General features: G+C 72.3%; 17 protein-coding genes. 11 read left to right on the top strand and 6 right to left on the bottom strand.

Annotated features, from left to right (window positions below):
* Positions 1 to 83 precede the first annotated feature (83 nt).
* The gene (locus ACZ6D7_RS02090; protein ID WP_469482392.1) at positions 84 to 2,456 is read left to right on the top strand and encodes an MMPL family transporter; all 2,373 of its coding nucleotides are present in this window, start codon (positions 84 to 86) and stop codon (positions 2,454 to 2,456) included.
* Positions 2,457 to 2,508: 52 nt separating this feature from the next.
* Positions 2,509 to 3,552 carry a zinc-dependent alcohol dehydrogenase family protein gene (locus ACZ6D7_RS02085; protein ID WP_469482390.1) on the top strand — a complete coding sequence of 348 codons (1,044 nt, stop codon included), beginning with the start codon at positions 2,509 to 2,511 and terminating at the stop codon, positions 3,550 to 3,552.
* A gap of 111 nt (positions 3,553 to 3,663) precedes the next feature.
* Here the strand turns inward: ACZ6D7_RS02085 and ACZ6D7_RS02080 are convergent, their stop codons facing one another.
* The 3 genes from ACZ6D7_RS02080 to ACZ6D7_RS02070 all read right to left on the bottom strand — a co-directional run bounded on the left by ACZ6D7_RS02080 (position 3,664) and on the right by ACZ6D7_RS02070 (position 6,213).
* Entirely contained in the window at positions 3,664 to 3,864 is a 201-nt protein-coding gene (locus ACZ6D7_RS02080) for a helix-turn-helix transcriptional regulator (RefSeq protein ID WP_469482388.1), read from the bottom strand.
* Positions 3,865 to 4,203: 339 nt separating this feature from the next.
* Positions 4,204 to 5,163 (bottom strand): helix-turn-helix domain-containing protein, encoded by a 960-nt coding sequence (locus tag ACZ6D7_RS02075; RefSeq protein ID WP_469482386.1) that lies wholly within the window; start codon positions 5,161 to 5,163, stop codon positions 4,204 to 4,206.
* Positions 5,164 to 5,295: 132 nt separating this feature from the next.
* Complete coding sequence (locus tag ACZ6D7_RS02070; protein WP_469482384.1) at positions 5,296 to 6,213, bottom strand: sugar phosphate isomerase/epimerase family protein; 918 nt, start codon at positions 6,211 to 6,213, stop codon at positions 5,296 to 5,298.
* Positions 6,214 to 6,409: 196 nt separating this feature from the next.
* On the opposite strand from ACZ6D7_RS02070, the gene iolC reads away from it, so the two are divergent.
* The 6 genes from iolC (at position 6,410) to ACZ6D7_RS02040 (ending at position 14,252) form a co-directional block, all read left to right on the top strand.
* Entirely contained in the window at positions 6,410 to 7,360 is a 951-nt protein-coding gene (gene iolC, locus ACZ6D7_RS02065; RefSeq protein ID WP_469482382.1) for a 5-dehydro-2-deoxygluconokinase, read from the top strand.
* Positions 7,357 to 8,238 (top strand): Cgl0159 family (beta/alpha)8-fold protein, encoded by an 882-nt coding sequence (locus ACZ6D7_RS02060; RefSeq protein ID WP_469482380.1) that lies wholly within the window; start codon positions 7,357 to 7,359, stop codon positions 8,236 to 8,238. Before iolC ends, ACZ6D7_RS02060 begins: the two co-directional genes overlap by 4 nt.
* A gap of 7 nt (positions 8,239 to 8,245) precedes the next feature.
* Positions 8,246 to 9,166 carry a 5-deoxy-glucuronate isomerase gene (gene iolB / locus ACZ6D7_RS02055; RefSeq protein ID WP_469482378.1) on the top strand — a complete coding sequence of 307 codons (921 nt, stop codon included), beginning with the start codon at positions 8,246 to 8,248 and terminating at the stop codon, positions 9,164 to 9,166.
* On the top strand, positions 9,163 to 11,046 hold the full coding sequence (gene iolD / locus ACZ6D7_RS02050) for a 3D-(3,5/4)-trihydroxycyclohexane-1,2-dione acylhydrolase (decyclizing) (RefSeq protein WP_469482376.1): 1,884 nt from the start codon (positions 9,163 to 9,165) through the stop codon (positions 11,044 to 11,046). Before iolB ends, iolD begins: the two co-directional genes overlap by 4 nt.
* Before the next feature lie 14 nt (positions 11,047 to 11,060).
* Positions 11,061 to 12,563 carry a CoA-acylating methylmalonate-semialdehyde dehydrogenase gene (gene mmsA / locus ACZ6D7_RS02045; RefSeq protein WP_469482374.1) on the top strand — a complete coding sequence of 501 codons (1,503 nt, stop codon included), beginning with the start codon at positions 11,061 to 11,063 and terminating at the stop codon, positions 12,561 to 12,563.
* 291 nt (positions 12,564 to 12,854) lie between these two features.
* Entirely contained in the window at positions 12,855 to 14,252 is a 1,398-nt protein-coding gene (locus tag ACZ6D7_RS02040; protein WP_469482372.1) for an APC family permease, read from the top strand.
* A 6-nt stretch (positions 14,253 to 14,258) separates the two neighbouring features.
* Here the strand turns inward: ACZ6D7_RS02040 and ACZ6D7_RS02035 are convergent, their stop codons facing one another.
* The 3 genes from ACZ6D7_RS02035 to ACZ6D7_RS02025 form a co-directional block, all read right to left on the bottom strand.
* Positions 14,259 to 15,092, bottom strand: coding sequence for an AAC(3) family N-acetyltransferase (locus ACZ6D7_RS02035; protein ID WP_469482370.1), 834 nt, complete (start codon positions 15,090 to 15,092; stop codon positions 14,259 to 14,261).
* Positions 15,089 to 16,201 (bottom strand): FxsB family cyclophane-forming radical SAM/SPASM peptide maturase, encoded by a 1,113-nt coding sequence (locus ACZ6D7_RS02030; protein WP_469482368.1) that lies wholly within the window; start codon positions 16,199 to 16,201, stop codon positions 15,089 to 15,091. Before ACZ6D7_RS02030 ends, ACZ6D7_RS02035 begins: the two co-directional genes overlap by 4 nt.
* Positions 16,202 to 16,377: 176 nt before the next feature.
* Positions 16,378 to 17,109, bottom strand: coding sequence for a hypothetical protein (locus ACZ6D7_RS02025; RefSeq protein ID WP_469482367.1), 732 nt, complete (start codon positions 17,107 to 17,109; stop codon positions 16,378 to 16,380).
* Between the two features lie 233 nt (positions 17,110 to 17,342).
* Here ACZ6D7_RS02025 and ACZ6D7_RS02020 point away from each other — a divergent pair, with 233 nt between their 5' ends.
* The 3 genes from ACZ6D7_RS02020 to ACZ6D7_RS02010 all read left to right on the top strand — a co-directional run bounded on the left by ACZ6D7_RS02020 (position 17,343) and on the right by ACZ6D7_RS02010 (position 22,522).
* Entirely contained in the window at positions 17,343 to 19,985 is a 2,643-nt protein-coding gene (locus ACZ6D7_RS02020) for a CocE/NonD family hydrolase (protein WP_469482366.1), read from the top strand.
* The gene (locus ACZ6D7_RS02015; RefSeq protein WP_469482364.1) at positions 19,982 to 20,836 is read left to right on the top strand and encodes an ABC transporter permease; all 855 of its coding nucleotides are present in this window, start codon (positions 19,982 to 19,984) and stop codon (positions 20,834 to 20,836) included. Before ACZ6D7_RS02020 ends, ACZ6D7_RS02015 begins: the two co-directional genes overlap by 4 nt.
* A gap of 141 nt (positions 20,837 to 20,977) precedes the next feature.
* Positions 20,978 to 22,522, top strand: a complete 1,545-nt coding sequence (locus tag ACZ6D7_RS02010; RefSeq protein WP_469482362.1) for a vWA domain-containing protein — start codon at positions 20,978 to 20,980, stop codon at positions 22,520 to 22,522.
* The last annotated feature ends 39 nt before the right edge of the window (positions 22,523 to 22,561 follow it).

Genomic DNA, 22,561 nt, shown 5'->3' with positions numbered 1-22,561 from the left:
GCTCGCATTCTGGTGCCGGACGAAAATGCGAGCGATCCCTCGTGTTTTCAGTTGATGGTGCCAGGTGAAGGGGACACCGCACGATGACCGAAGTCAACCGCCCACCCCGTGTCGGGGGCTGGACCCGCTTCGTGACCGCCCGTCCGCGGCTGTCGCTGCTCGCCGCCCTGGTGCTCACCGTCCTCGCCGTGCTGGCCGGCAGCGGTGTCGCCGACCGGCTGGGCAGCGGCGGCTGGGAGGACCCGGACGCCCAGTCCACCTACGCGACCAGGGCCCTGGAGCGCGCGTTCCCCGACTCCCAGCCCAACCTCCTGCTGCTCGTCGGCGCGGGCGGCGCCTCGGTCGACGACCCGGCGGTCACCGCCGAGGCGAACCGGCTGACCGAGCGCCTCGCCGCCGAGCCGGGCGTCGTCGGCGTCGGCTCCTACTGGCGGGCGGACCCCTCGGCGGCCCCCGCCCTGCGCGCGAAGGACGGCCACGAGGCGCTGATCGCGGCCCGGATCACGGGCGACGAGAAGACGATGGCCGAGACCCTCGACCGCATCGCCCCCTCCTACCGCGGCACGCACGGCCCGGTGGAGGTCACGATCGGCGGCATCGTCGCGGTGCGGCACGAGATGCAGACCACCATCCAGGAGGACCTCACCCGCGCCGAACTGATCGCCCTGCCGATCACGCTGGTGCTGCTGGTGATGGTCTTCGGCAGCGCGATCGCCGCCCTGCTGCCCCTGGGCATCGGCATCGTCGCGATCCTCGGCACCAACGCGATCCTCAGCGGCCTGACGGCGTTCACCGACGTCTCCGTCTTCGCCATGAACCTCACCACGGCCCTGGGCCTCGGCCTCGCCGTCGACTACGCCCTCTTCATCGTCCGTCGCTTCCGCGAGGAGCTCGCCACCGGCGCCGACCCGCAGGCGGCCATCGGCACCACCCTGCGCACGGCCGGCCGCACGGTCCTGTTCTCCGCGCTCACGGTCGCGGTGTCGCTCGCGGCGATGCTCGTCTTCCCCCAGTACTTCCTGCGCTCCTTCGCCTACGCGGGCATCGCGGTCGTCCTGCTGGCCGCCGCGGCCGCCCTGATCCTGCTCCCGGCGGCGCTCGTCCTGCTCGGCGACCGGGTCAACGCGCTGGACCTGAGGCGGGTGTTCCGCAGGAAGGACCGGGCGGCCGGCACCGACGCCCAGGGGCGGGGCGCCGAGGAGGGCGGCAAGGGCTGGGCACGCACCGCGGACCTGGTCATGCGCCGGGCCCCCTTCTTCGCCCTGGGGACCACGGCCGTCCTCGTCCTGCTCGGACTGCCCTTCCTGGGCGTGAAGTTCGGTACGGCGGACGACCGCCAGCTGCCCTCCTCCGCCGAGTCCCACGTCGTCCAGCAGCACATCAGGGACGGCTTCCCGGGTAACCCCGGCGGCGGCCTGGAGGTCCTCGCCGAAGGGAGGGCCACCCCGGCCCAGTACGCGGACTACAAGCGGCGGATCGCGGCCCTCCCCGAGGTGGTCCGGGTCGACGGCCCGCTGGTGAACGGCGACGCGGCGTACTTCACGGTGCTGCCCAAGGGCGAGGCCGTGGACGACGCGGCACAGCGACTGGTCGGCGACCTGCGCGCCACGAAGGCCCCCTTCGAGACCAAGGTGACCGGCACGGCGGCCGTCCTGGTCGACTCCAAGCACGCGATCGGCGCCCAACTGCCCTGGGCGCTGGCCTTCATCGCGATCGTGACGCTCTTCCTGGTCTTCCTCCTCACCGGCAGCGTGCTCGTCCCGCTCCAGGCGGTGCTGCTCAACGCGCTCAGCCTGACGGCGATGTTCGGCGCGGTGGTCTGGGTCTTCCAGGACGGCCATCTCTCCGGCCCGCTCGGTTTCACCAGCCCCGGCTCCATAGAGACCACCCTCCCGGTCCTGATGTTCTGCGTCGCCTTCGGACTCTCCATGGACTACGGCGTGTTCCTGCTCTCCCGCATCAAGGAGGAGTACGACCGCACCGGCGACCACGAGCGGGCGGTCCGCCTGGGTCTGCGGCGCACGGGCGGTCTGATCACGGCGGCGGCGGTCATCCTGGCCGTGGTGATGGTCGCGATAGGCACCTCCCGGGTCACCAACACCAAGATGCTCGGCCTGGGCATCGCCCTGGCGGTCGTGATGGACGCGATGGTCGTCCGCAGCCTCCTGGTCCCGGCGATCATGCGCCTCACCGGCCACGCCACCTGGTGGGCCCCGGCCCCCCTGCGCCGCTTCCACGAACGCTTCGGCCTGAGCGAGGGCGAACCGCCGGGCCCGGCCGAGGCCACCGAGGTCACCGAGAGCGAGGCGCCCGGGAAGCTAGGGAAGCCCGAGGAGCCCGTGGAGCCCGAGGAGCCCGGGGAGGCCGGGGAGGCCGAGGAGACCGGGGAGGCCGAGGAGACCGGGGAGCCCGAGGAGGCCGGGGAGGCACGGGACAAGGCGGCGGCGCGCGGCTAGCGTGCACGGTGATCTCCGGGAGTTCCGGGGGCGGGCCGAGAAGGAGCCGTGGATGCGCGCAGTGGTCTTCGAGCGGTACGGCGAACCCGCCGAGGTACGGGAGGTGCCCGACCCCCGGCCCGCCGCGCACGGAGTGGTCGTCCGGGTCGAGGCGACCGGCCTGTGCCGCAGCGACTGGCACGGCTGGATCGGCCACGACCCGGACATCACCCTGCCGCACGTCCCCGGTCATGAACTCGCTGGCGTCGTCGAGGAGGTGGGCCCCGCGGTCACCGGCTGGCACCCGGGCGACCGGGTCACCGTGCCCTTCGTCTGCGGCTGCGGAAGCTGCCCGTCCTGCGCGGCCGGTGACCACCAGGTGTGCGAGCGCCAGACCCAGCCCGGCTTCACCCACTGGGGCTCCTTCGCCCAGTACGTCGCCCTGGACCACGCGGACGTGAACCTGGTCGCCGTCCCCGACGACCTCTCCTACGCCACCGCGGCCTCCCTGGGCTGCCGGTTCGCCACCGCGTTCCGGGCGGTCGTGCAGCAGGGCCGGGTCGCGGCGGGGGAGTGGGTCGCGGTGCACGGCTGCGGCGGGGTGGGTCTCTCCGCGGTGATGATCGCGGCGGCGAGCGGGGCGCGGGTCGTCGCGGTGGACGTGTCCCCGCTCGCCCTCGACCTGGCCCGGAAGTTCGGCGCGGCGCAGTGCGTGGATGCCACCGGCGTGCCGGACACGGCGGCGGCCGTCCGCGACCTCACCGGCGGCGGCGCCCACCTCTCCCTCGACGCCCTCGGCTCCCCGGCCACCTGCGCCGCCTCGGTGAACGGCCTGCGCCGCCGGGGCCGGCACGTCCAGGTCGGCCTGCTGCCCTCGCCCGACGGCACGACGGCCGTCCCGATGGCCCGCGCCATCGCCCTGGAGCTGGAGATTCTGGGCAGCCACGGCATGGCCGCGCACACCTACCCGGCGATGCTGGAGGCGGTCCGCTCGGGCGTCCTCCGCCCCGACCTGCTCGTGACCTCGACGATCACCCTGGACGCCGTACCGGACGCCCTGGCGGCGCTGGGAACGGCGCCGGGAGCCGGAGTGACGGTCATCGAGCCGTGGGGCTGACGGTCATCGAGCCGTGGGGCTGACGGTCATCGAGCCGTCGAGCCGACGGTCGTCGAGTCGTCGAGCTGGGGGAGGGCCCACCGTGGGCCCTCCCCGGAGATGATTCATGGATCAGTCCGTCGGGCGCCCCCGGTTGCCCGGACGGGAGGCGACCCAGGCGCGGACGGTGTCGGCGTACCAGTAGGGCTTGCCGCCCTCGACATGGTCGGGCGCCGGCAGCAGCCCGTGCTTGCGGTAGGACCGTACGGTGTCCGGCTGCACCCTGATGTGGGCCGCGATCTCCTTGTAGGACCAGAGCCTTCGGTCGGTCATGAGGCGCACCTCCCTGCGCGCGCGGGGGCGGCGGCCGGGAGGCCGCCCGGGGGAGCCCGGCGCTGCGCTGGCGATCACAGAGCCTGTGCCCCGTGAACGACGCACGGTGACCGAACGAAAGCGGCTGTTGACGGCGTGTGACGGACGGCCCGCGTATGCGGGACATGTGTGACAGGAACGGGGTGTTTGTGACGCAAGTGGCGCAAAGGCGCACGCGCAGGGGCGGGTCGTATGGACACGGAGCTGCGAGCGGGAGGCGGGCCGGGCTCGCTGCGACGAGCCCGACCCGACCCCGCTTCCCCGCTGTCCCCCCGGAACCACCGGACCTCCAGCCTGTATTCAGCCAACCCGCCCGGTCTTGGAAAAATGCGCACCAGGTCCGGACCAGGAGGCCGTGGCGGCGGGCAGGACCAGGCTCGTCGCCTCGCCGCTCATCCGGTCGGCGGCCGGTGACACCGGCGCCGGCCGCCGCCGGGCCTGCGCGAACTCCCTCGGCGTGCACCCCGTCATCGCCTTGAACTCACCGCTGAGATGCGCCTGGTCGTAGAAGCCGCAGAGCGCCGCCGTCTCCGCCGCGCCCCGCCCGGCCGCCAGCAGCCGACGGGCCTGTTGCAGCCGCAGGACCCGGGCCGCCGCCTTGGGGCCGAGCCCGATCTGCTCACGGAAACGGTTCTCCAGGTGCCGTACGCTCCAGCCGACCTCCTCGGCCAGCCGGGGCACCGGGATCGCGCCGTACGTCCGCACCAGCAGCGACCAGGCCCGCGCCACCCGCTCCGAACTCGGCACACCGGCCGCCAGCCCGTGCGTGAGCACCTCGTCGAGCAGCCCGAACCGCCGCTCCCAGTCCGGCAACGCGGCCAGCGCTCCGGCGAGTTCGGTGACGGACGTGGCCAGGGTGTGCGGAAGGTCGTCGGGGTCGACGGTCCGGTTGACGAGTTCGTGCTGGGGTGTGCCGAACAGGGTGAACGCGGCCCAGGGCGTGAGCAGCACCTCGATGCCCGAGATCCGCCCGCCGTGCTCGCCGACGGCCGGGGTGGTGGTGGGCCCGCAGTACACCGACACCAGCGTGTCCGGCGCCCGCCCGTCCCGCGAGATCCGCACCGGCCCCTCGAAGCCGAGCAGCAGCGTCGAGGCCCCGATCGGAGTCTCCAGCCGGCGCCGGGGCCGGTTCAGGGCGAGCCGGATCCCGCGGTAGCTGATGACCCCGGGCCGCAGTCGAGGATGAGGTTCCCCGGCAGCCAACTCCCAGGACCCGCCGGGACCTTGCCCGGCCCGGACGCGCATCGCAGCCGCCGCCATGAGCCCTCCCGCGTTCGGCCGAAGGGCACCCATGCTCCTACGCCGGAACCGACACGCCTAGGGGCGCGGGGAACTGCGCGACAAGCCACGACCGACGCGCACCGCTTGTCGCGCGGCACCCCGCCACGTTCACTACGCCCCGCACGACCTCAGGAACGCCCGGGTCCGCTGCGCGATGGGCAACGGAGTGTCCGGCTCGCACGGATACATGTCCTGCTCGACGATCGCGAACAGCTCCACGTCCAGCTTCTGTGCGGCCTCCAGCACGGGCCCCAGCGCCGGCACCCCGGACGGCGGCTCGCACATCACGCCCTGCGCGACGGCCGGCCCGAACGGCGTCCCCTTGGCCCGCACGTCCGCCAGGATCTCCGGGTCCACCTGCTTGAGGTGCAGGTACCCGATCCGCTCCCCGTACGTCTCGATCAGCTTGACGCTGTCGCCGCCGCAGTACGCGTAGTGCCCGGTGTCCAGGCACAGCGACACGAGGTCGGAGTCCGTGCCGTCCAGGAACCGGACGACGTTCTCCTCGCTGTCGATGTGGGTGTCGGCGTGCGGGTGCACGACGATCCGGAGCCCGTAGCGCTCCCGCACCTCCTTGCCGAGCCGCTCGGTCAGCGAGGTGAGATTGCGCCACTGCTCGGGCGTGAGGGTGTCCGGCTCCAGCACCTCGCCGGTCTTGTCGTCCCGCCAGAAGGAGGGGATGACGACCAGGTGCTCGGCGCCCATCGCCTGGGCGAGCACCGCGTTGTCGGCGACGTGCGCCCAGGTCTTGTCCCAGACCGCCTCGCCGTGGTGGAGCCCGGTGAAGACCGTGCCGGCCGACACCTTCAGGCCGCGCTTCGCCGTCTCCTCGGTGAGGACTGCGGGATCGGTCGGCAGGTACCCGTAGGGGCCCAGTTCGATCCACTCGTAGCCGGACTGCGCGACCTCGTCGAGGAAGCGCTGCCAGGGCACCTGCGCGGGGTCGTCCGGGAACCAGACGCCCCAGCTGTCGGGGGCCGATCCGATCCGGATGCGGGAAAGTGAGGACTGAGGTGACAACGACGTCATGGCCGCCAGAGTGCGGTCTCTCCCGTGCACTGTCAAGGGCTGGTCCGAATGTCTGGACAAACTATTGACAGGGTGCTCGATACGGGACTAGAAAGCCGTGAGAGCCGATGCGGGGCAGCCGACGGGCGGCAGCCGAACGGCGGGCGACCGACCGGCGGCGAGCCGTACGGGGCCGAGCCGACACGAAGGGAACTCGATGGCGTACGACCTGATCACCATGGGGCGGATCGGAGTAGATCTCTATCCGCTGCAAACGGGGGTGCCGCTGCCTCAGGTCACGTCCTTCGGGAAGTTCCTGGGCGGTTCGGCGGCCAATGTCGCGGTCGCCGCGGCCCGGCTCGGCCGGTCCACCGCGGTGATCACCCGCACCGGCGACGACCCCTTCGGCACGTATCTGCACGAGGCCCTGCGCGGCTTCGGCGTCGACGACCGCTGGGTCACCCCGGTCCCCGGACTGCCCACCCCGGTCACCTTCTGCGAGGTCTTCCCGCCGGACGACTTCCCGCTGTACTTCTACCGCCGGCCGAAGGCGCCCGACCTGGAGATCGACGCCCACGAGCTGGACCTCGACGCCGTCCGCGAGGCCCGGATCTTCTGGGTCACCGGCACCGGCCTGAGCGAGGAGCCCAGCCGTACGGCGACCCTGGCGGCCCTCGCCCACCGCGCCAAGGCCGGCACCACGGTCTTCGACCTCGACTGGCGCCCCATGTTCTGGTCGGACCCGGACGCGGCCCGCCCCTTCTACGCCGAGGCTCTGAAGCACACCACCGTCGCCGTCGGAAACCTCGACGAGGTGGAGGTCGCCACCGGGGTGCGCGAGCCGCGGGCCGCCGCCCAGGCGCTGCTGGACGCCGGCGTCGAACTGGCCGTCGTCAAGCAGGGACCCAAGGGCGTCCTCGCCGTCGACCGCGAGGGCGAGACCGCCGAGGTCCCGCCGCTGCCGGTGAACGTCCTCAACGGCCTCGGTGCCGGAGACGCCTTCGGCGGCTCCCTCTGCCACGGCCTGCTCGCGGGCTGGGACCTGGAGAAGATCATGCGTCATGCCAACGCAGCCGGCGCCATCGTGGCCTCCCGGCTGGAGTGCTCCTCCGCGATGCCCACGGCCGACGAGGTCGAAGCCGCGATCGAGGCGGGAGCCGTCCTGTGACCGTCGACGTCTCCGAACTCGTCCGACTGCGCACCCAGTCCCCCGAGGCGATCGCCGAGGCCGCCGCCCGCCGGCCGCGCAGACCCCTGCTGAACGACTCCGGCCGGCTGATGATCGTCGCGGCCGACCACCCGGCCCGCGGCGCGCTCGGCGTCGGCGGCGACCCGCTGGCCATGGCCAACCGCGCCGACCTGCTCGAACGCCTCTGCCTGGCGCTCTCCCGCCCCGGCGTCGACGGGGTCCTCGCCACCGCCGACATCCTGGACGACCTGCTGCTCCTGGGCGCCCTCGACGGCAAGGTCGTCATGGGCTCCATGAACCGCGGCGGCCTCCAGGGCGCCGTCTTCGAGCTGGACGACCGCTTCACCGGCCACCGGGCCGAGGACATCGAGCGCCTGAACTTCGACGCGGGCAAGCTCCTCATGCGCGTCGACTACGCCGACCCCGGCTCGCTCACCACCATCGAGGCCACGGCCCGCGCGATCGACGACATGGCGGCCCGCAGGCTCCCGGTCTTCGTCGAGCCGTTCATCAGCCACCGCACCCCCGAGGGCAGACTGAGGAACGACCTCTCCGCCGAGGCCGTCACCAAGTCCATCGCCATCGCGTCCGGCCTCGGCGGCACCTCGGCCTACACCTGGCTGAAGCTCCCCGTCACCGAGAACCCCGACGACATGGCCGAGGTCATGGAGACCTCCACCCTGCCCGCCGTCCTGCTGGGCGGCGAGGTCGGCGACGACCAGGACGGCGCGTACGAGAAGTGGCGCGGGGCGCTGCAACTCCCCACCGTCCGGGGCCTGGTGGTCGGCCGTTCGCTGCTGTACCCGGCGGACGGGGACGTCGCCGCCGCCGTGGACACCGCCGTAGGACTGCTGTGAGGGCCGCATGACGAACAACGAGCCGCACGCCCCCAAGGGCAACGAGCCGCACGCCCCCAGGGGCAACGAGCCGCACGCCCCCGAGGGCAACGAGCCGCACGCCCCCAAGGGCAACGGCCTGTACGTACCGCGCGGCACCACCGCCGACGCCGACCACGTCCTCGACATCGACCCGAAGCGGGCCGGCTGGACTTACAGCAGCCTGCGGATCGTCGCACTGGAGCCGGGGGGCAGCCACACCCTCACCACCGGCGACAGCGAGTGGATCGTGCTTCCGCTGGAAGGCGGATGTACCGTGCGAACAGAGGGTGACGAGTTTCAACTCCTGGGTAGGGAAAGCGTTTTCGCGTCCGTAACGGACTTCGCGTACGTTCCCCGTGACACCCGGGCCCAGATCGCCTCCGGCGCGGGAGGCCGCTTCGCCCTGGCAGGAGCGAAGTGCGAGCGACGACTCCCCGCCCGCTACGGCCCCGCGCCGGAGGTCCCCGTCGAGGAACGCGGCAGTGGCAACTGCGCCCGTCTGGTGCGCAACTTCGCCTCAGCCGACGCCTTCGACTGCGACAAGCTGATCGCCGTCGAGGTGATCACCCCCGGCGGCAACTGGTCCTCGTACCCGCCGCACAAGCACGACGAGCACCGGCCGGGCGAGGAGGCCGAGCTCGAGGAGATCTACTACTTCGAGATCGACGGCCCGCACGGCTTCGGCTACCAGCGCGTGTCCCCCTCCCGCGAGGGCGGCTCCGAGGTCCTCGCCGAGGTCCGCACCGGCGACGCCGTCCTCGTCCCCGACGGCTGGCACGGCCCGTCCATCGCCCAGCCCGGCCACACCATGTACTACCTGAACGTCATGGCCGGCCCGGGAGAGACCCGCGAATGGCGGATCTGCTTCCACCCGGACCACGTAGAAACCACAGGGGGTTACCGATGACGTCGACCACCAGGCTCACCGTGGCCCAGGCGCTGGTGCGCTTCCTCGCCGCCCAGTACACCGAGCGCGACGGCGTACGGCAGCGGCTGATCGGCGCGACCTGGGGCATCTTCGGCCACGGCAACGTGGCCGGCCTCGGCCAGGCGCTGATCGAGTACGGCGACGAGATGCCGTTCCACCAGGGCCGCAACGAGCAGTCGATGGTGCACGCGGCCGTGGGCTACGCCCGTCAGTCCAACCGGCTGTCCACCCACGCGGTGACGACGTCCATCGGCCCCGGCGCGACCAACCTGGTCACCGGCGCCGCCCTGGCCACCGTCAACCACATCCCCGTCCTCCTCCTCCCCGGTGACATCTTCGCGACCCGCGTCGCCGACCCGGTGCTCCAGCAGCTCGAAGTGCCGTACGCGGGCGATGTGTCGGTCAACGACAGCCTGCGCCCGGTGTCGCGGTACTTCGACCGGGTCACCCGCCCGGAGGCCCTGATCCCGGCCGCGCTCCAGGCGATGCGCGTCCTCACCGACCCGGTGGAGACCGGCGCGGTCACCCTCGCGATGCCCCAGGACGTCCAGGCCGAGGCGTACGACTGGCCCGAGGAGTTCTTCGCCGAGCGCACCTGGGTCGTACGGCGTCCGGGCGCCGACCCCACCGAACTCGCGGAGGCGGTCCGCGCCGTCCGCGCCGCGAAGCGCCCCCTGCTCGTCGCGGGCGGCGGGGTCCACCACAGCCGCGCCGAGGAGGCCCTCGCCGAGTTCGCCGAGACCACCGGCATCCCGGTCGCCTCCACCCAGGCCGGCAAGGGATCGCTGCGCTACGACCACCCGCAGGACGTGGGCGGCGTCGGCCACACCGGCACGGCGACGGCCGACGAACTGGCCCGCACCGCGGACCTGATCATCGGCGTCGGCACCCGTTACACCGACTTCACCACGGCCTCCAACACCCTGTTCCAGGGTGAGGGAGTCCGCTTCCTCAACCTCAACATCGCCTCCTTCGACGGCCACAAACTCGCCGGCCTGCCGCTGATCGCGGACGCCCGCAGCGGCCTCCAGGAGCTGACCGAGGCCCTGCTGATGCACGGCCACCGGGTCGCGGACGCCTACGTCACCGAGTACGGCGAGGACAAGGAGCGCTGGGAGCAGCGCGTCGACGCCTGCTACGAGGCCGAGGAGCCCGACGTACGCCCGACGCAGCCGCAGGTGCTCGGCGCGCTGGACGCGCTGGCGGACGAGTCGGACATCGTCATCAACGCGGCGGGTTCCCTCCCCGGCGACCTGCACAAGCTGTGGCGGGCCCGCTCGCGGGACCAGTACCACCTGGAGTACGGCTACTCCTGCATGGGGTACGAGATCCCGGCGGCCATCGGAGTGAAGCTGGCGGCCCCCGAGCGGAACGTCTGGGCGCTGGTGGGCGACGGCACCTATCTGATGATGCCGACCGAGATCGTCACGGCCGTGCAGGAGGGGATCGCGATCAAGATCCTGCTCGTGCAGAACCACGGCTACGCCTCGATCGGCGGACTCTCGGAGTCGGTGGGCGGCGAGCGGTTCGGCACCGCGTACCGCTTCACCTCGGAGGACGGCACCTTCACGGGCGCGCCGCTCCCCGTCGACCTGGCCGCCAACGTGGCGAGCCTGGGCATGCGCGTGCTGCGCGCGAAGACCGTCCGCGAGCTGCGCGAGGCCCTCGCCGAGGCGCGCACCGCCGACACTCCCACTTGTGTCTACGTCGAGACCGAAACGGCCGACACTGTGTCGGGCCCGCCGCCGGCGCAGGCCTGGTGGGATGTACCTGTGGCCGAGACCGCGACCCGACCGTCCGCGGTGAAGGCACGTGAGCTGTACGAACGGCACGTCTCTACCCGACGCCGCCATCTGTGAAGGAGCACTCGGTCATGACGAAGATCGTCAACCACTGGATCGGCGGCAAGACCGTCGAAGGCGCGTCGGGTACGTACGGGCCGGTCACCGACCCCGCGACCGGCGCCGTCACCACCAAGGTCGCGTTCGCCACCGTCGACGAGGTCGACGCGGCCGTGGCCGCCGCCAAGGACGCCTACGCCACCTGGGGCCAGTCCTCGCTGGCCCGCCGGAGCACGATCCTGTTCAAGTTCCGTGCGCTGCTGGACGCGCACCGGGACGAGATCGCCGAGCTGATCACCGCCGAGCACGGCAAGGTGCACTCGGACGCGCTGGGCGAGGTCGCGCGCGGTCTGGAGATCGTGGACCTGGCGTGCGGGATCACCGTGCAGCTGAAGGGCGAGCTGTCCACCGAGGTGGCCAGCCGCGTGGACGTCTCGTCCATCCGCCAGCCGCTGGGTGTCGTCGCCGGCATCACGCCGTTCAACTTCCCGGCGATGGTCCCGATGTGGATGTTCCCGATCGCCATCGCGTGCGGCAACACCTTCGTGCTGAAGCCGTCCGAGAAGGACCCGTCGGCGTCGCTCAAGCTCGCCGAGCTGCTGGCCGAGGCGGGCCTGCCCGACGGTGTCTTCAACGTCGTGCACGGTGACAAGGTGGCCGTCGACCGCCTCCTGGAGCACCCGGACGTCAAGGCGGTCTCGTTCGTCGGCTCGACCCCGATCGCCCGCTACATCCACACCACGGCCTCCGCGAACCACAAGCGGGTCCAGGCCCTGGGCGGCGCGAAGAACCACATGCTGGTCCTGCCGGACGCGGACCTGGACGCGGCCGCCGACGCCGCCGTGTCGGCCGCGTACGGCTCGGCGGGCGAGCGCTGCATGGCGATCTCCGCGGTGGTCGCGGTCGGCGCGATCGGCGACGAGCTGGTGGAGAAGATCCGTGAGCGCGCCGAGAAGATCAAGATCGGTCCCGGCAACGACCCGACCTCCGAGATGGGCCCGCTGATCACGGCCGTGCACCGCGACAAGGTGGCGTCCTACGTCACGGGCGCGGCGGCCGAGGGCGCCGAGGTGGTCCTCGACGGCACCGGCTACACGGTGGACGGCTACGAGGACGGCCACTGGATCGGCATCTCGCTCCTGGACAAGGTCCCGACCAGCGCGAAGGCCTACCAGGACGAGATCTTCGGCCCGGTGCTGTGCGTGCTGCGCGTGGACACGTACGACGAGGGCGTGGCGCTGATCAACAGCTCGCCGTTCGGCAACGGCACGGCGATCTTCACCCGGGACGGTGGCGCGGCCCGCCGCTTCCAGCTGGAGATCGAGGCCGGCATGGTCGGCGTGAACGTCCCGATCCCGGTCCCCGTGGGCTACCACAGCTTCGGTGGCTGGAAGGACTCGCTCTTCGGCGACCACCACATCTACGGCAACGACGGCACGCACTTCTACACCCGCGGCAAGGTCGTCACCACCCGCTGGCCGGACCCGGCCGACGCCCCCTCGGGCGTGGACCTGGGCTTCCCGCGCAACCACTGAGGCAGTTCCCGGGGCCGTCCGCATCGCGGACGGCCCCGTTTTTTGTGCGGTGCCGGCTGCGGTTCCCGTAGCGAGGCGAGGCCGGGCGTGGACCGTGTTGTTGTGGCGCTATCGGCAGTTTCAGTGCTGTAGATCTACGAATTCCATAGGTAAACACCTATTGACGCACCGGTTTCCGTCGCGATTGCATGCAGCCGCCGGGAGCGGACCAACGACGTACGACCCAAGCCGCCGGAGGCGATAGCGCTCCCGCCCCTCACCCCCGCCGCACGAGTCGATCGGAACCGCCGCATGACCGACACGCTCCGCCCTGTCGAGACCGCCCTCCCTCAGGCACCCGACAGTCCCCAGAAGCTCAAGCGCTCCATCGGAGTCGTCGGCGGCACCCTTCTGACGCTGTCCTGCGTGACCCCCGCCTCCACCCTCTTCGTCGTCGTCCCGGACCTGTTCGGCTCGCTCGGCACCGCGACCGCCCTCACGATCGCGATCGGCTCGCTGCTCTGTATCGCCGTGGCGTTCTGCTACTCGGAGCTGGGCACCCTCATCCCCAGCGCGGGCGGCGAGTACGCCATGGTGTCGACGATGGCCGGACGGCTCGCCGGCTGGCTGGTCTTCGTCCTCTCCCTCCTGGTCGTCATGATCGTCCCGCCGGTGATCGCGATGGGCACGGCCGACTACCTGGCCCCGCTCGTCCACCTCGACCCGTCCGTGGCCGGAGCCGGCGTGATGCTGCTGGCCACCCTCGCGGGCCTGCTGGACCTGCGGGCCAACGCCTGGATCACCGGCGTCTTCCTGGTCCTGGAGGTCATCGCGGCCGCGGTCGTGGCCGTCCTGGGCTTCGCCCACGGCCACCGCGGCCCCGGCAGCCTCCTGTCGATGCAGGTGGCCGGCGCCGACGGCCACGCCGACACCGTCACCGCCGCACTCGTCGTCTCCGGCCTGGCCATCGCCCTCTTCGTCACCCAGGGCTTCTCGACCGCCGTCTACCTCTCCGAGGAACTGGAGAACCCGCGCCGCAACGTCGCCCGCACGGTCCTGGCCACCCTCGCCATCTCCTCGGTGATCATCCTGGTCCCGGTCGTCGCGATCACGATGGGCGCGTCGGACCTCTCGGAGCTGACGGGCGGCGACATCAGCACCATGGTGGCGGCCTGGTCCAACTCCGCCGTCGGCACCTTCGTCAGCCTCTGCGTGGCCCTCGCGATCATCAACGCCGGCATCGTCATGGTCATCCAGAACTCCCGTGTCCTGTTCGCCTCCGCCCGGGACAAGGCCTGGCCCGAGCCGGTGAACAACGTCTTCGCCAAGCTCGGCCGCTTCGGCTCCCCCTGGGTCGCCACCCTCGCCGTCGGCGTCCCCGGCGCGGCCCTGTGCTTCGTCAACCTCGACACCCTGTACGGCGTCACCGGCGTCTCGGTCACCGCCATGTACCTCCTGGTCGCCGTCGCCGCCCTGCTCGCCCGCCGCGACTCCCACCGCCACGTACCCGCCTGGCGCATGCCCCTGTGGCCCGCCGTGCCGGTCCTGCTGATCGCCGTCCTCGCCTACATCCTCACCCAGCAGGAGACCGCCTACCTCCTGTGGACCGGCGGCATCACCGCCGCCGCCACCCTCTACTGGGCCTTCTACCTCCGCCCCCGCCGCACCACCCGCTGGCTGGTGACCGTCCCGGAGGACGCGCGGGCCTGAGCGGGCTCAGCCTCCCTGGGGCCCCGGGCGGTGCGCGGGCAGCCACCGCACCGCGTGGTCGACGGCGGCCCTGAAGGCGAACAGCCGGGCCGTCGTTCCGCCCACCCCCGCGGTCCTGACCGGCGCGCCGCTCTTCTCGAACGACGCGCCGACGTCCGCGAAGTCGCTGTCGTCGAGGGCCACGTCCGTGTAGCTCCACCAGGTCCGTGCCCCGTCGACCCTGACCACGCAGTGGTACTCCCGGACCGGCCGCTCCGGCACTCGGTACTCGGCCAGGTGGAACGCGGTGCAACGGGCGAATCCCACTCCGAGAAGCAGCACCTCGGCTCCCGCGTCGTACAGCCTGGCCAACGGGGAGTCCTCGCCGAGATGGCAGCGCGGCTCATGGCCCGAGACGATACGGCGGGCCAGGGGACCCACGGCGGCGAACGACGTCTGCGGATGCTCGCTGCGCAGTGCCCCGGGATGGACGCGCACCTCCTCGGCGAGCCGCCCCGTCGAACGGGCCGGTGTCCGGGCGGGATCGAAGGGCGGCATCCGCCGGCGCACCTGCGCCACCTGAGGTGCGGTGAGTCCCCGGACGCGTCGCCGGTACTCGGGGGAGGTGTCGGAGTTCTCCGGGGTGAAGGTGGGCACCACCAGGGTGCCCTCGGGGCCGAGGGCGGTCCTGATGGCCCGCACCACCGCCCGGCTGTCGCCCCGTACCGGACCGAGGCTGCGCAGCGAGGAGTGTGTCAGCAGCACCCCGCCCGGGCGTACGCCCAGGGCGCGGAGCTCGTCGGCCAGCCTCTCCTCGTCGAGGGCCTGGTGGTGCGCGGGGGCATCGAGTCTGTGGGTCACGGTGTTCTCCCCTGCTCGCTTCCGAGGCCCGGTGCGGGCATGAAGCGGTCCTGGAAGTGGGTGATCAGCTTCGTGAGGTCGCGGCAGTGGACCGACGGGTTGTCGAATCCGCTGCCGGAGCGGAACCGGTGTGCGTACAGGCCGCCGCCGCACACGCGCACCAGTGGACACGACCGGCACGCGGCGCTCAGACCGGCGAGCCCGCGCCGCCGCTCCCGCAGACCGGGATGGCCGGCCACGTCGTCCAGACTGTGCGAGAAGACGTCCATGCCGGTCGCGGGCGCGCCGTCGTAGGCCGTCTTGAGCGAGTCCGCCTGCTCGATGGTGCCGTCCGTCTCGATCACCACGAGGTCGACCGGATCCGTTCCCAGGGATTCGACGAAACTCGGGCCACCCCCGAGCAGGCTGAGGACGGACGCGAACAGCCGCACCGGCACCGGGCGGCCCGTCGCGGACCACTCGTCGGCGATGGCGATCAGCCAGTCGGCGTAGGGGGTCGGCGCGCCGCCCGGACGCGGCGGCGGACTGTCCCAGGTGGCGTGGGGCAGCAGGAAGTCGATCCTGGGAGGAGCCAGTTCCAGGAGGGCGGAGTAGACCCGCAGCGGATCGTTCTCGGGGTCCACCGTGCACAGCAGCCCCGCGAAGAGATGCCGGTGGCGCGGCCGTCCCAGGAGCCGTACCCCCCGCAGGACCTGCTCGTGACTGCCGCGGCCACCCCGGAAGCGGCGGTGGCGGTCGTGCGCCGACCGGTCGCCGTCCATCGAGACACCGACCTTGACGTCGTACTCGCGGAAGAGCTCGCAGAAGCGTTCGTCGAGCCGTACCGCGTTGGTCTGGATGCGTAGATCCAGCCTGCGCCCGGTCCCCAGCGCCGCACGCAGTTCCTCCGCGACGAGGCGCAGCCGCGCGGGTCCGGCCAGCAGGGGCTCCCCGCCGTGCAGGATGACGTGCATCGTGTCCAGCCCGTGAGCGGCGGCGTGTTCGGCGATACGCCCGGCGGTCCGCGAGATCACTTCGGGGGACATGACCGGCGGTCGGCCGCGCCAGCCGTGGTCGGCGTGCTCGTACACGTAGCAGTGGTCGCACGCGAGGTCGCAACGGCTGTGCACCTTGACGACGAACTGCCGGAACGACCGGGTGGCGGGGCGTCTGCCACCGTCCTCAGATGCAGGACTGGAAGGTGACCGGCCAGTGTCCGTCGGCATCGCCGGCCCCTCCCTCCGCTGCCGGACCGCTCGGCTCCCGGGTCACCGCCAGGGCGTGCCGTGCCACGCGGGCGGCGGGATCAGGGCTCTTCCGCAGCGAGAGCGCTGCGTAACTCGACTTCGGCTGCCCGGAGGCAGTGAAGGATTCGCTCATGTGTGTCTCCTACGGCGTCGATCACGCGTATGCGGATGTACAGGTTGTCCAGCAAGGAGATCGCGGGCACCGAGAAGCGGGCGGCGTACAGGCCGTCACGGTCGACCGTGACGCCCAGGGGTGTTCCGGTGCCGAGCGGGTGCAGGTCGAAGTCCTTCCCGAGGCGCAGGCCCAGTGCTTCGAGTTCGGTGACGGTGGCCTCGTACCCCTGCCAGCGCTGATCCGCGGCCAGGACGCGTTCGCCCTTGGGCTGCACGTGGTACTCGATGCTCTCCAGGGTGGCGCTGTGCATTCCGCCGTTGCGGACGCCGACGACCCAGACGAGCGTGCTGGTCATCCCGCGCGGGGCGCTGTTCACACGGCCGTTCCAGCCGATGATCGGCCGGACCACCCTCGCGAACTGGGCGCGCGCGAACACGAAGGCCACGGACACGGCCAGGAGACTGCACAGAGCCTCCTGGTCGAGCAGGGCCAGACGCCACGGCCAGTGCTCCGTCTGGGCCGGGGAGAGGTTCTTCCTGATCATTTCCCAGACCAGCATGACGGTCAGTGCGATGAGCAGGACGACGGGCGTGGTGAAAAGGACGGGATTGCGGCGTACTCGGTGCTGGTGGTCGTCGAGAGGCCCTGATCCCGGCAGGATGGTGCCACCTGTCATGGAGTTCTTCTCCGCCTTCGTCCAGCGGGCGCTCGGGTGCCGGACAGTGTGGCAGGACCGGAAGGCGCCGAGAGGGCCTGATCCGGACATTCTGGGAAGTTGCCGCCGGGACGGGAGAGGTGTGCGTACCGCGCCTGCGGTACGCCGCCCCCGTCCCGTACGCCCCCGGGATGGCCCGCAGTTCGGTCTTCGGTCGACAACTTGGCGACAGGTTGACCCCGTACCGTTGAAGCATGGATCTTCGACTGCCCGGTCTGCGTGGACCACGGCGGTCGCGACGGCTTCTCGCCGCCGCGGCCGCCGTCGTCGTCCTCGCCGGTGCCGGTACGTGGACGGCCGTCGCCTCCGACGACGACGCGCCCGCGGTGCGCCGTACCGACCGGGTGACGACCGTGGACGGCGTGCGCCTGGACACCTCCTACTTCACCTCCGCGTCGGCCGGCCGCCGGCCCGCCGTCCTGCTCGGCCACGGCTTCGGCGGCAGCAAGGACGACGTCCGGCAGCAGGCCGAGGACCTCGCCCGCGACGGCTACGCGGTGCTGACCTGGTCGGCCCGCGGCTTCGGCGAATCGACGGGCAAGATCGGGCTGAACGACCCGAAGGCCGAGGTCGCCGACGTCTCGAAGCTGATCGACTGGCTGGCCCGGCAGCCCCAGGTCCAGCTGGACAAGCAGGGCGACCCGCGCGTCGGCGTCGCCGGTGCCTCCTACGGCGGCGCGATCTCCCTCCTCGCCGCCGGGTACGACGACCGGGTCGACGCCATCGCCCCCGCGATCACCTACTGGAACCTCGCCGACGCCCTGTTCCCGGACGGCGTGTTCAAGAAGCTGTGGACCGGCGTCTTCTTCAACACCGCCGGCGGCTGTGCCCGGTTCGAGCCCGCGCTGTGCGCCATGTACGAGCGGGTCGCCGAGTCCGGCACCCCGGACACCGCGGCCCGCGCACTGCTCGAGGAACGCTCGCCGTCCGCCGTCGCCGACCGCATCAAGGTCCCCACCCTCCTCATCCAGGGCCAGACCGACTCCCTCTTCACCCTCGCCCAGTCCGACGCCGCCGAGAAGGCGATCCGCGCCAACGGCGCACCGGTCGACGTCGACTGGATCGCGGGCGGCCACGACGGCGGCGACCTGGAGACCGGCCGGATCCAGGCCCGGGTGACCTCCTGGTTCGACCGGTACCTGAAGGACGAGAAGTCCGCCGACACCGGCCCCGCCTTCCGCGTCACCCGCACCGGCGGCGTCGACTCCACCGACGGCGCCGCCCTCCTCAGGGGCGCGAGCGCCGACAGCTACCCGGGTCTGACGGGCGACGACCGCTCGATCACGCTCACCGGCGGCGCGCAGTCCTTCGCCAACCCGGCCGGCGCCAGCCCGCCCGCCGTCTCCGCCCTGCCCGGCCTCGGCGGCGGCGGACTCTCCCAGCTCTCCTCCCTCGGCGTCGGCGTCTCCCTCGACTTCCCCGGCCAGTTCGCCGCCTTCGAGTCCGCGCCCGTCACCGGCGACCTGCGCATCACCGGCTCCCCGACGGCCACCGTCCACGTGAAGTCCACGTCCGACGACGCCGTCCTCTTCGCCAAGGTCTACGACGTCGGCCCCGGCGGCACCCAGCAGGTGCTGCCCTCCCAGCTGGTCGCCCCGGTCCGCGTCGAGGGCGCCAAGGCCGGCCAGGACGTCACGATCACCCTCCCGGCGATCGACCACCACATCGACGAGGGCCACCGGCTGCGCCTGGTCCTCGCCTCCACCGACCTCGGCTACGCCTCCCCGACCACCCCGGCGACCTACACCGTCTCCCTGAAGGGCGACCTGTCCGTCCCGACCGCCCCCGGGGTGACGACCGCCGCCGCCCCGCTCCCCTCCTGGGTCTGGTGGCTGCCCCTGGCCGGCGCCGGGCTCGCCCTCGCCCTGCTGGTCACCGGCCGCCGCCGCACCGCCGGACCGGCCCCCGCCCCGGCGCTGGCCGAGGTCCCGCTCCAGATCACCGACCTCAGCAAGAAGTACGCGGGCGGCGAGCGCTACAGCGTCCGCGACCTCTCCTTCCGCGTCGAGAAGGGCCAGGTCCTCGGTCTCCTCGGCCCCAACGGCGCCGGCAAGACGACCACCCTGCGCATGCTGATGGGCCTGATCACGCCCGACGGCGGCGAGATCCGCGTCTTCGGCCACGCCATCCGCCCCGGCGCGTCCGTCCTCTCCCGCGTCGGCGCCTTCGTCGAGGGCGCCGGCTTCCTCCCACACCTCTCGGGCCGGGAGAACCTGGAGCTGTACTGGCGGGCCACCGGCCGCCCGGCCGAGGACGCCCACCTGGAGGAGGCCCTGGAGATCGCCGGCCTCGGCGACGCCCTCGCCCGCGCGGTGCGCACCTACTCCCAGGGCATGCGCCAGCGCCTCGCCATCGCCCAGGCCATGCTCGGCCTGCCGGACCTGCTGATCCTGGACGAGCCGACCAACGGCCTCGACCCGCCGCAGATCCGCGAGATGCGCGAGGTGATGATCCGGTACGCGGCCGCCGGACGCACGGTGATCGTCTCCAGCCATCTGCTGGCGGAGGTCGAACAGACCTGCACCCACCTCGTGGTCATGGACCGGGGCCGGCTGGTCCAGGCGGGCCCGGTCGCCGAGATCGTCGGCTCCGGCGACACGCTCCTGGTCGGCACCGTCACCCCCGTGGAGGAGCCGGTCGTCGAGAAGGTGGCCGCGCTGCCCGGCATCACCTCCGCGATCGTCACCGACGACGGACTCCTCGTCCGCCTCGACGCCGACGGCACCGCCCAGCGCCTGGTCGCCGAACTCGTCCGGCTCGACGTGCCGGTTCAGTCGGTCGGCCCGCACCGCCGCCTGGAGGACGCCTTCCTCACCCTGATCGGAGGTTCCGCATGAGCACGCTCACCGAGGTCGCCTCCGGCTACCAGGCAGGCCGCACCCTGCCCCTGCGCGTCGAACTGGTCCGCCAGCTCAAGCGCCGCCGCACGCTCGTCATGGGCGGCATCCTCGCCGCCCTGCCGTTCGTCCTGCTCATCGCCTTCGCCATCGGCGGCGAGCCGGGCGGCCGCGGCGACCGGATCACCCTGATGGACACGGCGACCGCCTCCGGCGCCAACTTCGCCGCGGTCAACCTGTTCGTGTCGGCGGGCTTCCTGCTGGTCATCCCGGTCGCCCTGTTCTGCGGCGACACGGTCGCGTCGGAGGCCGGCTGGTCCTCCCTGCGCTACCTGCTCGCCGCCCCCGTGCCCCGGGCCCGCCTCCTGTGGTCCAAGCTCGCCGTCGGCCTCGGCCTCAGCCTGGCCGCGATGGTCCTGCTGCCGGTCGTCGCGCTCGCCGTCGGCACCGCGGCCTACGGCTGGGGCCCGCTGGAACTGCCCACCGGCGGCGCGCTCGACTCCGGCACCGCCGCCCAGCGGCTGGTGGTCGTGGTGGCGTACATCTTCGTCTCCCAACTGGTCACCGCCGGACTCGCGTTCTGGCTGTCCACCAGGACCGACGCGCCGCTCGGCGCGGTCGGCGGCGCGGTCGGCCTGACCATCGTCGGCAACGTCCTGGACGCCGTCACCGCCCTCGGCGACTGGCGCGACTTCCTGCCCGCGCACTGGCAGTTCGCCTGGGCCGACGCCGTCCAGCCCACCCCCGAGTGGTCCGGCATGATCCAGGGCACCGCCGTCTCGATGACGTACGCCGTGGTGCTGTTCGCCCTGGCCTTCCGGGGTTTCTCCCGCAAGGACATCGTCTCGTAGGTCAACGGAGGATCACCCACCGGTCTCGGCGGGCCGTGTTCGTGCCCGCTTCGAGACGTATCCGCAACACCCCGTACCGCACGTTCCGGCCCCCTGGCCCGTCACAGTCACAGACATCGACGGACACAGGGGGCACGGCACATGAGGACCCATCGGATACGGCATCTCTTCGCCCTGACCGCGGCCACCGGGCTGCTGCTCACCGGCTGCGGCTGGAGCGGCTCGGGCGGCGACAGCAGTAGCAGCGCGGACCGCGCCGAGGGCTTCCCGGCCCCCGCCCAGCCCAGGGGCACCACCGGCCAGGACACCGACGAGGACGGCACGGACCGCGAGGCGAGCCCCGACCACCTCTCCACCTTCGCCCTCGACGTCGACACCGCTTCCTACGGCTACGCCCGCCGCACCCTCGCCGACGGCGAGCTGCCCGACCCCTCGACGGTCCGCCCCGAGGAGTTCGTCAACAGCTTCCGCCAGGACTACGAGCGCCCCGACGGCAACGGCTTCTCGGTCACCGTCGACGGCACCCGCACCGGCGACGACGACTGGTCCCTGGTCCGCGTCGGCCTCGCCACCCGCCCGGCCGAGAGCCGGGACGAACGGCCGCCCGCCGCCCTCACCTTCGTCATCGACGTCTCCGGCTCCATGGCCGACCCGGGCCGCCTCGACCTCGCCCGGTACGCCCTCGGCACGATGACCGACCGGCTCCGCGACGACGACTCGGTCGCCGTCGTCACCTTCAGCGACCGGGCCGAGACCGTGCTCCCGATGACCCGCCTCGGCGAGCACCGCGGCCGCGTCCACGACACCATCGACAGCCTGGAACCGCTGTCCTCCACCAACCTCGGCGCCGGCGTCGAAACCGGCTACGAAACCGCCGTCGAGGGCCTGCGCGAGGGCGCCACCAACCGGGTCGTCCTCATCTCCGACGCCCTCGCCAACACCGGTGACACCGACGCCGACTCGATCCTGCAGCGCATCTCCACCGCCCGCCGCGAGCACGGCATCACCCTCTTCGGCGTCGGCGTCGGCAGCGACTACGGCGACGCCCTGATGGAACGCCTCGCCGACAAGGGCGACGGCCACACCACCTACGTCTCCACCGAGGACGAGGCCCGCACGGTCTTCAGCGAGGAACTCCCGCGCAACATCGACCTGACCGCCCGCGACGCCAAGGCCCAGGTCGCCTTCGACCCCGAGACCGTCGCCGACTTCCGCCTCGTCGGCTACGACAACCGCCGCGTCGCCGACGAGGACTTCCGCGACGACCGCGTCGACGGCGGTGAGGTCGGCCCCGGCCACACCGTCACCGCCCTCTACGCCGTCCGCACCAAGCCGGGCGCCGACGGCCGCCTCGCCACCGCCACCGTCCGCTGGCTCGACCCCGACACCCGCACCCCGCACGAGGCCACCGGCCAACTGGAGGCCGACGCCCTGCACGACGGCCTCGACGACGCGCCCGCACGGTTCCAGGTCGCCGCGACCGCCGCCTACTTCGCCGACGCCCTGCGCCACCCGGACACCCCGCTCCCGGACGCCCCGTCCCTGCGCGAACTGGCCGAACGCGCCGACGCCCTGGCGGACCGGACGGAGGACGACGACGTGCGCACGCTCGCCGAGACGATCCACGAGGCCGACAAGGCGGACCATGCCGGGTACGACGACGATCCGCGCCCGGCGAGTGGCTGACCCTCCAGCCCTCCACAGGCTCCGCCGAAGGCGTTGAAT

The organism is Streptomyces sp. NPDC041784 (assembly GCF_055591025.1).
Note: the sequence above shows the minus strand (reverse complement) of the source record. Positions and strands in the feature narration are given on the sequence as shown.